At 71.3% G+C, this 12,653-nt stretch carries 8 protein-coding genes; 4 read left to right on the top strand and 4 right to left on the bottom strand.

What is annotated here, in order from left to right; all coding sequences use genetic code 11:
• The first annotated feature begins 280 nt into the window (after positions 1–280).
• A complete protein-coding gene (locus ACIG87_RS32020; protein WP_396855361.1) occupies positions 281–1,057 on the top strand; it encodes a thioesterase II family protein in 777 nt (258 codons plus the stop codon).
• 54 nt (positions 1,058–1,111) lie between these two features.
• On the opposite strand, the gene ACIG87_RS32025 is transcribed toward ACIG87_RS32020, so the two are convergent.
• Entirely contained in the window at positions 1,112–1,381 is a 270-nt protein-coding gene (locus ACIG87_RS32025; protein WP_396855362.1) for a DUF5988 family protein, read from the bottom strand.
• An 829-nt stretch (positions 1,382–2,210) separates the two neighbouring features.
• On the opposite strand from ACIG87_RS32025, the gene ACIG87_RS32030 reads away from it, so the two are divergent.
• From ACIG87_RS32030 to ACIG87_RS32040, 3 genes are all read left to right on the top strand, one after another.
• Positions 2,211–5,048: an AAA family ATPase gene (locus ACIG87_RS32030; protein ID WP_396855363.1), complete on the top strand. Its 2,838-nt coding sequence runs from the start codon at positions 2,211–2,213 to the stop codon at positions 5,046–5,048.
• A 150-nt stretch (positions 5,049–5,198) separates the two neighbouring features.
• Positions 5,199–6,008, top strand: coding sequence for an ABC transporter ATP-binding protein (locus ACIG87_RS32035; RefSeq protein ID WP_396855364.1), 810 nt, complete (start codon positions 5,199–5,201; stop codon positions 6,006–6,008).
• Complete coding sequence (locus tag ACIG87_RS32040) at positions 6,008–8,572, top strand: FtsX-like permease family protein (RefSeq protein WP_396855365.1); 2,565 nt, start codon at positions 6,008–6,010, stop codon at positions 8,570–8,572. Before ACIG87_RS32035 ends, ACIG87_RS32040 begins: the two co-directional genes overlap by 1 nt.
• Before the next feature lie 92 nt (positions 8,573–8,664).
• On the opposite strand, the gene ACIG87_RS32045 is transcribed toward ACIG87_RS32040, so the two are convergent.
• Genes ACIG87_RS32045 through ACIG87_RS32055 form a run of 3 tightly spaced genes read right to left on the bottom strand, consistent with a single transcriptional unit; the run spans position 8,665 to position 12,131 of the window.
• On the bottom strand, positions 8,665–9,327 hold the full coding sequence (locus tag ACIG87_RS32045; protein WP_396855366.1) for a response regulator: 663 nt from the start codon (positions 9,325–9,327) through the stop codon (positions 8,665–8,667).
• Positions 9,291–10,595, bottom strand: a complete 1,305-nt coding sequence (locus ACIG87_RS32050) for a sensor domain-containing protein (RefSeq protein ID WP_396855367.1) — start codon at positions 10,593–10,595, stop codon at positions 9,291–9,293. The genes ACIG87_RS32045 and ACIG87_RS32050 overlap by 37 nt, the downstream gene beginning before the upstream one ends.
• Before the next feature lie 18 nt (positions 10,596–10,613).
• Positions 10,614–12,131: a DUF4352 domain-containing protein gene (locus ACIG87_RS32055; protein ID WP_396855368.1), complete on the bottom strand. Its 1,518-nt coding sequence runs from the start codon at positions 12,129–12,131 to the stop codon at positions 10,614–10,616.
• Positions 12,132–12,653: the final 522 nt, after the last annotated feature.

Here is a 12,653-nt window from a genome sequence, read left to right on the forward strand (position 1 = left end):
ATCCTGCACTGGTCGTACTGGCGGCGAACATCCCAAGCCCGAGCCCGACGATCCCACTACCAGCGCAGACAGGCCAGGTGACGTTGGAGTATTAGGGGTTGTCCCGGTCTCCCGGGTTTTCCTACGCTCGCTTCGTCAGCGGGTGTCGGCCACGCACCGGTCACCCGGCTTGTCCGCGTACTGGCCGAGGCACCGCTGGGGCGGGGCCGGCACGGGAACATCCTGCTGTAACGTCCCGCTGCGGGGCGGGCCCGCAGCGCCGATCCCAAGAGGACCAGTGATGACGGCAACGCTAGAGAACGACCTGTGGGTGCGGCGGTTCCATCCGGCGCCGTCCAGCGCGATTCGGCTGGTGGCGCTGCCGCACGCCGGTGGTTCGGCCAGCTACCTGTTTCCGGTCTCCCGGGCCCTCTCGCCCGCCGTGGACGTGCTGGCGATCCAGTACCCGGGCCGGCAGGACCGCCGACACGAGCCGGTGCTGGACAGCGTCGCCGACCTGGCCGACGGGGTCTTCGCCGCTTTGCGGCCGTGGCTGGACCGGCCGGTGGCGCTCTTCGGCCACAGCATGGGCGCGGTCGTCGCCTACGAGGTGGGGCTGCGGTTGCAGCGGGAGACCGGCCGGCCGCCGGTGCGGCTGTTCGCCTCCGGCCGCCGGGCCCCGTCCCGGGTCCGGGACGAGCGGTACGTGCACACCCTCGACGACGCCGGGGTGCTGCGGGAGTTGGCCCGGCTCAGCGGATCGGACCCGCGGGTGCTGGGTGACCCGGAGCTGCTGCCGATGATCCTTCCCGCGGTGCGCGGGGACTACAAGGCGGTGGAGACCTACCGGGCGGACCCGGAGCAGCGGTTGGACGCGCCGATCACCGTGCTCACCGGCGACGTCGACCCGATGACCACGTTGGACGAGGCCAACGACTGGCGTCGGCACACCACCGGCGAGTGCGACGTACGGGTGTATCCGGGCGGGCACTTCTACCTCAACGACCATGCCGCCGACGTGATCCGGCTGATCGGCGCCGAGTTGAAGCGGCTGGCGCCCGGCGAGTCGACCGGCTGATCCGACGACGATGAATGGGGGCACCGGCCAGCGGTGCCCCCATTCATCGTGCCGTCACTCGGCGATCTTCGTCCGCATGGTCCAGCGGAAGACCACCACCCGCGAGGCGTCGTCGTTGAGGCCGTCGTGGTCACCGGAGCGTTCGAAGTGCTCGTAGCCGCCCAGGTAGGGCACCTTGATGCGGCCGGTGCCGACCGGCGCGCTGCGGGCCCGGTCGGTGGCCGGCAGACCGGTCGGGCCACCCTCGAGCACCACGTCGAAGTGGTCGTCGCCGCGAACGCCGCTGAACCGCCGCGCGCTGCTCACCCGTGTGAGATCGTTCACGATTTCCTCCTCGGCTGGGGCGGAGACGCTCTCCCGACACCGTGTGGTGCGTCACTGCCTTCGGATGACTCCAGCCTGGCGGCAGGGAAGGCCTGCGTATACCCGGAAGCGACCCCTAACCCGCCGGTCAGTGACCAGATTTCAGTGGCCGGTCAACCTGCGGCCACTTTCCGGACCTGGCGAGTCGTATTTGCGATAGCCCGCGCCGATGATGCAAGGGTGCAGGATTGCTCGGAGGTTTGAATTGCGTCTGTAATAGCTCTGTCTTCAGACTGAAACTCAATTTTTCCTCAAGAGTCAATTGCCCGATTTGCTGCGTCTCGCCCGTTCGATGGTGGTGTGACGATGTCGTCGGGGCCGGTGGGATCGAGGTGGACTTGGTGGAAGATTTCCGGTAAGGGCCCCTGCTGGAGCCCTTTACCAGGTCAAGAGCCTGTCGGGGCGGCTGATTCTGTGGCTGTCTGTGCAGGTGGGCGGGGCGGAGCGTTATTGGATCATGTAATTGCTACTGCTTGGTAATTTTTTCGCCGATGCCGACAACCCGACAAAACGCCACCCGCGTGCGCAATATCAGTGACGAAGTATCACCACCCCACTACCGTCTTGTACGGGTGTCTATGTATGCTGTGTCCGCCGTCGAGGCGCGGCGAAAGCCGTCAATGAATTGACCATCATCATTGAAAGACCCGGTTTGCGGGCTGACGTGGTCAGTGACCGGGTGGGCCTCGGCGGACCGCGTGGCATCGAGCCGAACGGTTTGGTCGGGGGCCTGTCCCGTCAGGCGGCAGCGCCCTGTTCGATGCGTCATCGCTGACCTGGGGGGAGACGGGTGGAATTCGTGGAGAGAAGCCGCGAGCTTGACATCTTGCGGGAGCTTTACTCCGGAAGCGCCACGGGCAGGGGACGGGTCGCGCTGATCAGCGGCCCCGGCGCCACGGGCAAGACCGAGCTGCTGCGGACCTTCGCCGACCACGTCGATGCGGCCGGCGGGCTGGTGCTGAGCGCCGCCTGCTCGCGGGCGGAGCGGCTGCTGCCCGCCGCCGTGATGGGGCAACTTTTCAACAGCGTGCCGCTGCCGGCCGAGACGCTGCGACGCGTCGGCGCGTTCATCGACCTCGGGGTGGCCACCCTCGAGGAGGCCCCCGACATCAGGGCGGTGCGCGGAATGTGCGCCGAACTGCTCGGCATCGCCCGGGAGCGGCCACTCGTCCTGCTCGTCGACGACGTCGAGTTCGCCGACGAGACCACCCTGCAAACCCTGCTCTACCTGCAACGCCGACTCACCGCCGCGCAGATCCTGGTGGTGCTCACCGAGTCGCCCCAACCGCAGCCGTTCAACCCGGAGTTCCGCGCCGAGCTCACCCGGCACGCCTGCTTCTGCAACATCCAGCTGTCCCCGCTGTCCGAGGCGGGGGTCGCCGAGCTGCTGGGCGGCTGGACGGACCCGGACACCGCCGCGGCGCTCGCTCCGGCGTACCACCGGATCAGCGGCGGCAACCCGCTGCTGCTGCACGGGCTCGGCCAGGACCGGCGGGCCGCCGGGGCGGCGGACGGCACGGAGGTCATCGTCGGCGACCAGTTCCGCCAGGCGGTCCTGGCCTGCCTGCGGCGGTGGGATCCGGCGATCCTGGAGATGGCCCACGGGTTGGCCCTGCTCGGCGACCTCGCCACCCCGGCGTTGCTGGGTCGGCTTCTGGACAACAAGCCGGCCCGGGTCCAGTGGGTACTCGACGCGCTGACCACGTCCGGTCTGCTGGACGCGGGCCGGTTCCGCCACCCGGCGGCGCGGGCGGCGGTGCTGCACGACCTGGCCCCGGACGCCCTGTCCGAGATGCACGCCCGCGCGGCGGAGCTGCTGCACGCCGAGGGTGCGTCCGCCTCGGCGATCGGGGGCCACCTGCTCGCGGCCGGCGGTCTCGCCGAGCCGTGGGCGATCACCGTGCTCCAGGAATCGGCGACGCACGCGCTCGCCGAGGACCGCGTCGACGACGCGGTGGAGTCGCTCAAGCTGGCCCACGAGATGTGCGACGACGCCCCCCGTCGGGCGGCGCTGACCGCGACGCTGGCCGACTGCCAGTGGCGGGTCAACCCGGCAGCAGTGAGCCAGCACCTCCAGTCCCAGCGCGACGCGCTGCGGGCCGGGCACCTCTCCGAGCGGCACGCCGCGGCGCTGCTGCGCTACCAGCTCTGGCACGGCCACCGGGAGGACGCCCAGGAGACGCTGCGGCACCTGCGCGAGGCGCGGCAGCAGTTGGACGCCACCACCGCCGCCGAGCTGGAGGGGTGCGCCGAGTGGCTGCGGCTGCACTTCCCGGTCGCCTTCGCCGAGCCGGCCGACCTCCCCGCCGCCGGCCCGGACGCGCCGGCCAGCCCGTCGCGGGTGCCCGGCTCGCTCGGGTCGGCCACGCCGTCGCTGACCGCCGTGCTCACCGGCGGGGTGACCGACGAGGTGATCGCCCGCGCCGAACAGGTGCTCGGCAGCTACCTGCTGGTCGACGTCGGCCTGGAGGCGGCGCTGTGCGCGTTGCAGACGCTGGTGTACGCCGACCGGATGGATCGGGCCGTGCACTGGTGCGACGTCCTCGGTGCCGAGGCCGGGGCGCGGGGCGCCACCACCTGGCACGCCATCCTGTCCGACGTCCGGTCGCACATCGCGCTGCGCCAGGGCGACCTGCCGCTCAGCGAGCGGTTCGCCCGCGAGGCACTGGATGCGATGTCACCGCACAACTGGGGTGTCGCGATCGGGTCGCCGCTGTCCAACCTGCTGCTTGCCAAGATCGGCATGGACAAGCTGGACGAGGCCGAGGCGCTGCTCAAGCACGTCATCCCGGATGCCATGCGGGACACCTGGTTCTGGCCGTTGTACCTGCGCGCCCGGGGCCACCTGCACCTTGCTGGCGGACGGGCCCACGCCGCGCTCGCCGACTTCGAGACCTGCGGGCAGCTGGCCACCCAGTGGGGGATGGACCTGCCTACCCTGCTGCCCTGGCGGGGTGACCTGGCCCAGGTCTACCTGCGTTCCGGTCGGGCCGACACGGCCCGGGGCCTGGTGACCGAGCAGCTCTCCCGGCCCGGTGCCGAGAACGCCCGGACCAGGGGCCTCTCGCTGCGGCTGCTCGGGTCGGCGCTCGACGTCAAACAGCGGGTCAACACGCTACGGCAGGCGGCCAACCTGCTCCAGGAAGCCGGCGACCGTTACCAGCTCTTCCTCGCCCTCGCCGCGCTCAGCAGCGCGCACTACGGGCGCGGGGAGTTCAACACCTCGCGGGTGGTGGCCCGCAGCGCGATGCAACTGGCCAAGGACATCCAGGCGCAGGCGCTGTGTCGTCGACTGTTGCCCGGCGGTGACGCGGCGGGCGGCGACGAGGTGGACGCCCCACCGGAGCACGAGGAGATCTCCCGGCTCAGCGACGCCGAGCAGCGGGTCGCCACGCTGGCCGCGCTCGGTCACACCAACCGGGAGATCGGTAAGAAGCTGTACATCACCGTGAGCACGGTCGAGCAGCACCTCACCCGGGTCTACCGGAAGCTGAACGTCCGGCGACGCACCGAGCTGTCGCTCGGGCTTCCGATGGACGCCACCGGGGCCGGACTGCTGGCGGTGGCACCGAGCGGAGCCGAGCGCTCCTGGCCGCAGTGGGAGTCGGCGGCGGTCCAGGCGAGCTGAGCAGGTGCGGGGGCTCGAAAACCGACCCGCGGCTGTGGGTCTAGACCCACCTGTTCGGGTCATTAGCTCCATAGATCGGTGCCCGCCCGATCCATACGGTGAACATATACCCACCGCCGTCTGGCGACGTTCTTCTGCGGGGAGCATGAGGTGAACTGGAATAAAGACAGTCGGATGCCCAACAGCGGGTCCAATGACGCGGTCCGTCTGGGGGATGTCCGCAAGACGTACGGGCGCGGTGAGAACCGGGTCGAGGCGCTGCGCGGCGTCACGATGAGCTTCCCGCGGGGCAGCTTCACCGCGGTGATGGGGCCGTCGGGCTCCGGCAAGAGCACCTTCCTGCATTGCGCGGCGGGGCTCGACGTGCCCTCGTCCGGCTCGGTGATGCTGGACGGCAAGGAACTCAGCGGCATGAACGAAAACCAGCTCACCGCCCTGCGCCGCGAGCGGGTCGGCTTCATCTTCCAGGCGTTCAACCTGATGCCGGCGCTCAACGTCGAGCAGAACGTCGGCCTGCCGTTCCGGCTGGCCGGCCGCCGGCCCGACCGCTCCTCCGTGGTGGAGGTGCTGGGCCGGGTGGGGCTGGCGGAGCGGCGCAAGCACCTGCCGAGCGAGCTCTCCGGCGGTCAGCAGCAGCGGGTCGCGATCGCCCGGGCGCTCATCATGCGGCCGGCGGTCATCTTCGCCGACGAGCCGACCGGCGCGCTGGACACCCAGACCACCATCGAGGTGCTGCAACTGCTCCGCGAGACGGTGTCCAGTGGCGGTCAGACGATCATCATGGTGACCCACGACCCGGTTGCCGCGTCCGCCGCGCACCGGGTGCTGTTCCTCGCCGACGGCCAGTTCATCGGTGAGCTGGAGGCGCCGACCGCCGACGTGGTCGCCGAGCGGATGACCCACCTGACCGCGTGGCAGCAGAACCGGGCGCCACAGTCCGCCGGCAGGGGTGGCTTCTGATGACGTACCTCGCCTGGCGCACCCTGCGCTACCGCAGGCTCGCGTTCATCGCGACGTTCATCGCGGTCTTCTTCGGCGTGGCGCTGGTCGTCGCCTGTGGTGGGCTGATGGAGACGGGTATCCGGCTGGCGGTCCCGCCGCAGCGCCTGGCGGCGGCCGACGTCGTGGTCAGCGGCAAGCAGACCTACGGCGTGCCCAAGAAGGACCCGCAGGACACCAAGGACATCAAGTCCGTGCCGCTGGCCGAACGGTACTGGATCGACCCGGGCCTGGTGAGCAGGATCCAGGAGGTGCCCGGGGTCGAACGGGCGATCGCCGAGTCGTCCTTCGCCGCCACCGTCGTCCGCAACGGCGCTCCGGTGATCGTCGGCACCCAGTCCCTGGGCCACGGCTGGGAATCGGCCCAGCTCGGGCCGTACAAGCTCGACGGGCAGCCGCCCGCGCAGGCCGGCCAGGTCGTGTTGGACCGGGCGGTGGCCAAGCTGGCCCGGGCCAAGGTCGGCGACCGGATCGACGTGGTGGTCGGTGGGGTGACCTCCTCCTTCCAGGTCAGCGGCATCGCCACGCCGCCTGGCGAGGTGGACCAGACGGCGCTGTTCTTCTCCGGCGACGACGAGCGGCGACTCAACCCGCACACCGGCAGCGCCGACGCGATCGGCGTGGTGGCCAAGCCCGGCACCGACGTGGAGGCCCTGCGCGGCAAGATCGAGCGGGCCCTCGCCGACCGCAAGCTGGTTGTGCTGGCCGGCGACGACCGGGGATCGGCCGAGTTCCCCGAGGCGGTCGGCGGGCAGGCCCAGCTCATCCCGCTCTCCGGTGTGTTCGCCGGCATGACGGTCTTCGTGGCGATCTTCGTGGTGGCCAGCACCCTCGGCCTGTCGGTGCAGCAGCGGCAGAAGGAGATCGCGCTGCTGCGCTCCATCGGCGCGACGCCCCGGCAGATCCGTACGATGGTGCGCCGCGAGGCGCTCGTGGTGGCGGTCGGCGCAGCGATCCTCGGCTGTGTGCCCGGCGTGGTCCTGGGACCGCTGCTCTTCCACATCGTCGCGGAGGCCGGGGTCATCTCGCCGGTGGTCGAGTTCCACCAGGGGTTCCTGCCGTACCTGATCGGCCCGGCCGTCGGGATCTTCGCCGCGCTGGTGGCCGCCAACGTCGCCGGTCGGCGTCCCTCCAAGATCCGGCCGACCGCCGGTATCGCCGAGGCCGCCCTCCAGCGCAAGTGGGTCACCTGGCCCCGGGTGGTGTTCTCGATCCTCTTCTTCGGCGGTGGGTTCGCGCTCTTCCTGGTGACCGCGATCGCGATGCGGGGCGCGGTGGCCTCGGCGACCGCCGGGCCGGCGGTGATGTGCTGGGCGATCGCCATCGCGCTGATCAGCCCGGGGCTGACCCGGCTGCTGGCCGCCATGCTCAGCGTGCCGGCACGGGCGTTCTTCGGGCTCGCCGGTTACCTCGGCACGATCAACGTGCGGACCCGCGCGGTCCGGGTCGCCTCCGCGGTCACCCCGATCATGCTGGCGGTGGGCCTGGCGCTGGCCAACTTCTACCTCCAGACCACCCAGAACGAGGCCGCCGAGCGCTACTACTCCGACAACCTCCGCGCCGACGTGGTGCTCAGCTCGACCACGGGCGGCTTCCCCGCCGACACCGTCAACGCGATCCGCTCCGCGCCGGGTGTCGAGGCGGCGTCCGCGTACGTCACCAGCGCCGGCTGGATCAACAAGCCGTACGACGGTTCGCACGTCGAGTCGCCGTGGCCCCTGCAGGGGGTGAGCGGGGCCAGCGCCGCCGGTATCACCGGGGTGCAGACGACCGCCGGCAACCTGACCGACCTCACCGGCAACACGGTGGCGCTGCCCGAGGTCGCCGGGAAGAACCTCAGCGTCGGCATCGGCGACCAGATCACCCTGCGGCTCGGTGACCGGTCGGCGGTGGACCTGCGGGTGGTCGCGCTCTACCCGGCGAAGGAGGGGTTCGAGACGATCCTGCTCCCCGCCGAGCTGCTCGCCGCCCACAGCACCACCGGGCTGGCCCGGCAGATCCTGGTCACCGCCGCGCCCGGCACCGACCGGGACGCGCTCGCGGCCAGCCTGCGGGAGAAGGTCGGCGGTCAGCCGGGCACCCTGATCGAGGGACATGACGCGATCACCACGTTCGCCGAGCGGACCAAGACCCTGGCGTGGGTCAACTACCTGCTCGTCGCGTTGGTCGCCGGTTACACCATGATCTCGGTGGCGAACACCCTGATCGTGGCCACCGCCGGTCGCCGTCGGGAGTTGGGCATGCAGCGGCTCATCGGCGCCACCCGGCAACAGGCCCTGCAGATGCTCGGCGTCGAGGCCGGCATGGTCGCCATCATCGGGGTCGTCCTGGGGACCATCGCCTCCGTCGTCACCCTGATGCCGTTCAGCATCGTGGTGCTGGGACGGCCCGTCCCCTCCGGGTCGGTGTTCATCTACCTTGCCGTGGTGGCCGGTGCGGTGGCGCTCACCTTCGCCGCCACTCTGCTGCCGGGACGCCGGGCGATGCTCTCCCGTCCGGCGGAAGCCGCCATCGCCGTCGAGTAGCACGGCACGCACCAGGAGCGCCCCCGGTCGACCGGACCGGGGGCGCTTTCGCGGTGCGCGGGCGGGAAGGGCGATCAGGGACGGCGTGGACGTCAGGAGACGTCGGCGCGGGTGCCGTTGAGGTACGCCAGCACGGCCAGCACCCGACGGTTGCTGTCGTCCGCCGGCGCCAGGTCGAGCTTGGTGAAGATACTGGTCGTGTACTTGGCGACCGCACCCTGGCTGACGATGAGGCGTTGCGCGATGGCCGCGTTTGAACATCCCTCGGCCATCAGCTTCAACACCTCCCGCTCGCGCGGGGTCAGCGTGGACAGCGGCTCCCGGCGGGACCGACCGGCCAGCAACTGCGAGATCACCTGTGGGTCCATCGCGGTGCCACCGTCGGCGACCCGCCGGATGGCGTCCACGAACTGGTCGCTGTTGAGCACCCGGTCCTTGAGCAGGTAGCCGATGCCGCCGCTGGCATCGGCGAGCAGCTCCTTGGCGTACAACTGCTCGACGTGCTGGGAAAGCACCAGGATGGGCAGGCCGGGGCAGCGGCGACGGGCTTCCAGGGCAGCCTGGAGGCCCTCGTCGGTGAAGGTCGGGGGCAGTCGTACGTCGACCACCGCCACCTCCGGACGGAGGGTCACCAGGGCGTCGAGCAGGGCCGGACCATTGTCGACCGCGGCGACGACCTCGAAGTCGTACGATTCGAGGAGCTGGACCATCCCCTGCCTCAGAAGGAAGAGGTCCTCGGCGAGTACAACGCGCACGGCAGCTCCAGGATCGCGACGGTCGGTCCACCTTCGGGACTGCTGAGGACGAGCGTCCCGTCGAACGTAGCACAGCGCCGTTCGATGCCCCGGAGACCGGTGCCGTGGGAGGCATCCGCACCGCCCTGGCCGTTATCGATCACCACCGCCCGCAGTGAGCCGTCCTCGTGGCGCAGCTCGATGCTGGCCCGGTCGGCGTTGGCGTGCTTGACGACGTTGTTCAACAGCTCGGAGAGGGCGAAGTAGACGGCGGACTCCGCCGGGGCGGCCAACCGGCCGGGCACGTCGGCGGTGACGTCGACCTCGATCGGGCTCTCCAGCGCGATGGCCCGGATGGCGTCCTCCAGGCCCCGTTCGGCGAGCACCGGCGGGTGGATACCGCGGATCAGACAGCGCAGCTCCTCCAGCGCGGTGGCGGTGGCGTTGCGCGCGTCGACCAGCAGGGTCTCCGCGGCGTCCGGATTGGTCCGCAACTGCCGGTTGGCCGCGCCGAGCTTCATGCCGATCGCGACCAGTCGCGCCTGCGCGCCGTCGTGCAGGTCCCGTTCGATCCGGCGCAGCTCGGTGGCCTGGATGTTGATCACGTCCGAACGGGTCTCGGAGAGGTGCCGCATCCGGGAGGTGATCAGCGACCGTTCACTCGGCCCCAGGAGCGACCTGGCGAAATGCGCGTGTCCGGCCAGCACGTGGGGGCTGGTGGCCGCCCAGATCCCGAACGCCGCGAGGCTGACCAGCGCCCCGAGCGCCGCGTGCGGCCAGGTGTCCATCGCGGTGAAGCCGTACCAGAAGTTCACCCCGGACTCGCGCATCAGCATCCAGAACCCGGTGGAGAGCACCAGCCCCTCCACCGAGTAGACCAGCAGGGTGAGCGGCAGCAGCCCGAGCGCGAACCCGACCAGCGCGTTGAGTAGCAGGAACAGCAGGTCACGCCAGGTCGCCGGGTCGGTGAGGATGGACCGGCAGCGCTGCACCCAGCCGAACACCCCCGGTTCCAGCGGTGGCAGGGGAAGGTAGGGCGTGGCGATCGGGACCCCGGAGCGGGCGGCGAGTCGCCGGCACAGCCCGGTCAGCCAGCGGACCAGCGGCGTGACCAGTGGCAGCAGCAGCACCCCGACACCGAGCAGGATGAACGCCGTGGCGAGGGTGGTGATGATGAAGAGGGCCAGGCTGAGCGCGGCGGTGGCGACGAGCACCACGCCCCGTCCAGTGGTGTACAGGGCCCGGGTCAGTGCCCGCCCGGTGAGCCCGATGGCGACGGCGACGTCCATATTCTCCGGCTCTCCCGGTCACGATAGATCGATGGTGGTGCCCGCACTCAGGGGTGTGTCGTGGACGACGAGTTGACGGAACTCGGTGCCGACCGGCGTGTCGTAGACCAGAGATCCGCTGACCGTGTCGCCGGGCTTGATGCTCTTCGTCAAACGCTGTGTGTCCGGATAGTAGAGCAGCGAGCGGGTGTCCGGTGTGTAACCGCGCCCGTCGGCGTCGACCAGCCGTTGGCTGAGCGGCCAGACAATGGCGCTCTTGGACCCCTTGTTGGTCACGTCGACGTCGACCATGCAGAACACGCCGTCCGCCTTCCTGGTCAGCGGCCAGAATCCGATTTCCCGGGAGCCGCAGTGCACCCCCCGTACGGTGAACTCCAGCGACCCGTCCTGCGCGGTGACCGTGGCGGGTGACGGGCTCGGGGTGGGTGACGGGCTCGGGGTGGGGCTGGGCGTGGTGGCGGCCGGCGCGGACGGGCTCGGGCCGGCGCGCGGCGCACCCCGCTGGTCGGCCTGGCGCAGCGCGACGACGCCCAGCACGACGGCGGCCACCACCGCCACCACCCCGGCCACCACCGGCGGCCAGGACGGTGGCGGCCGACGCGGCGGCGGTGCCGGGGCCAGCAGGGTGGCCGGCTGACCGACGGCGGGGTACCGCCGGGTGCCGTCGAGTTGTTCGGTGGTCGCCGTCACCGGCCCCATCGCCGACCGGATGCTCGCCGTGTCGGCGCTGCCCACCAGGATCAGCATCGCCTCCCGGGCGGTGGGGCGCTGTCGAGGGTCGGCACGCAGCGCCCGCCCGACCACCGTCGCCAGGCCGGCGGGCAGCCCGCTCAGGTCGGGGCCGTCGGCCGGGTGGACCCGGGGGTCGACCGGCAGCCGACCGGTGGCGGCCCAGCCGACGAGGATGCCCCAGGCGTAGACGTCGGCGGGCTGGGCCGGCGGGAAGCCGGCGAGTCGTTCCGGGGCCAACCAGCCGGGGGTGCCGTACGAGGGGCCGGTCGTCGGGTCGAGGGCCTCGATCAGGCTCGCCAACCCGAAGTCGATGACCTTCGGCCCGAACGGGGACAGCAGCACGTTGCGGGGCGTCAGGTCGCCGTGGGCCAACCCGGAGGCGTGGATCGCGGTGAGCCCGGCGGCCACGCCGACCGCCAGCGCCTCGGCCTGGGGCCCGGAGAGCGAACCGTGCCGGGCCACGTGCTCGTGCAGGGACAGCCCGGTGACGTACTCGGTGACGAGGTAGGGGATCGGGCCCTGCGGGTCGGCGTCGAGCACCCGGGCCGTGCAGAAGTCGGCCACCCGGCCGGCGGCGGCGACCTCGCGGGCGAACCGACGCCGGAACTCCGGCCGTGACCGGAGCTCGTCGTGGACGACCTTGACCGCCACCCGGCCCCCGCCCGGCGCCTCGGCCAGGAAGACCACTCCCATGCCGCCCGAGCCGAGCAGGCGGCGCAGCCGGTAGGGCCCGACATGTTCCGGATCACCCGGCCGCAGCGGTGACCCCGGCTCGGCCACTGCGCCGCTGGTCAGCTCGCCCACGTATACAAGTGTCCCATGCCGGGCCGAGGCACGCGCCCCCTCGTCCGTCCCCGATGGACGCACCGCGCCGGCCGTCGCAGGACGGTGCGAAGTACTACTCGGGTAGGGGATCGCTAAGGGGTTGGCACGGCCGGGGGCGGAACCTATCGTTTGGTCGCACGCGCTTCGCCGGCGCTTGATGCGGTCGGCGACCCCGCCGGCTGACGACGGGGTCGCCGACTCCGGCGGTACGGGCGTCCGAGCGCCGCGCACCGACGGCGCGCTGGCCGGCGGGGGTGCCGCCGGGCCGGACGCCGGCCCGCCGCGTCGGGGCACCGCGCCGTCGTGGCGCGCGCCGCGCGCAGGAGAGAGGGACTGATCACCCATGACCTCAACGGCACGGTACGACGGCGGGCAGGCGGCGGACGGTGGTGCGCCCGGCACGACCCAGATCCGTCAGTTGGACCGGGTGGTGATCCGGTTTGCGGGTGACTCGGGTGATGGGATGCAGTTGACGGGGGACAGGTTCACCTCGGAGACGGC

Origin of the sequence: Micromonospora sp. NPDC051925, assembly GCF_044548625.1 — a bacterium.
In the GTDB taxonomy this organism is placed as follows: Bacteria; Actinomycetota; Actinomycetes; order Mycobacteriales; family Micromonosporaceae; genus Micromonospora.

Bases quoted from the DNA above. Each gene is read 5' to 3' on its own strand.
- ACIG87_RS32020 (WP_396855361.1), top strand. From the start codon at position 281: ATGACGGCAACGCTAGAGAACGACCTGTGGGTGCGGCGGTTCCATCCG.
- ACIG87_RS32040 (WP_396855365.1), top strand. From the start codon at position 6,008: ATGACGTACCTCGCCTGGCGCACCCTGCGCTACCGCAGGCTCGCGTTC.
- ACIG87_RS32050 (WP_396855367.1), bottom strand. From the start codon at position 10,595: ATGGACGTCGCCGTCGCCATCGGGCTCACCGGGCGGGCACTGACCCGG.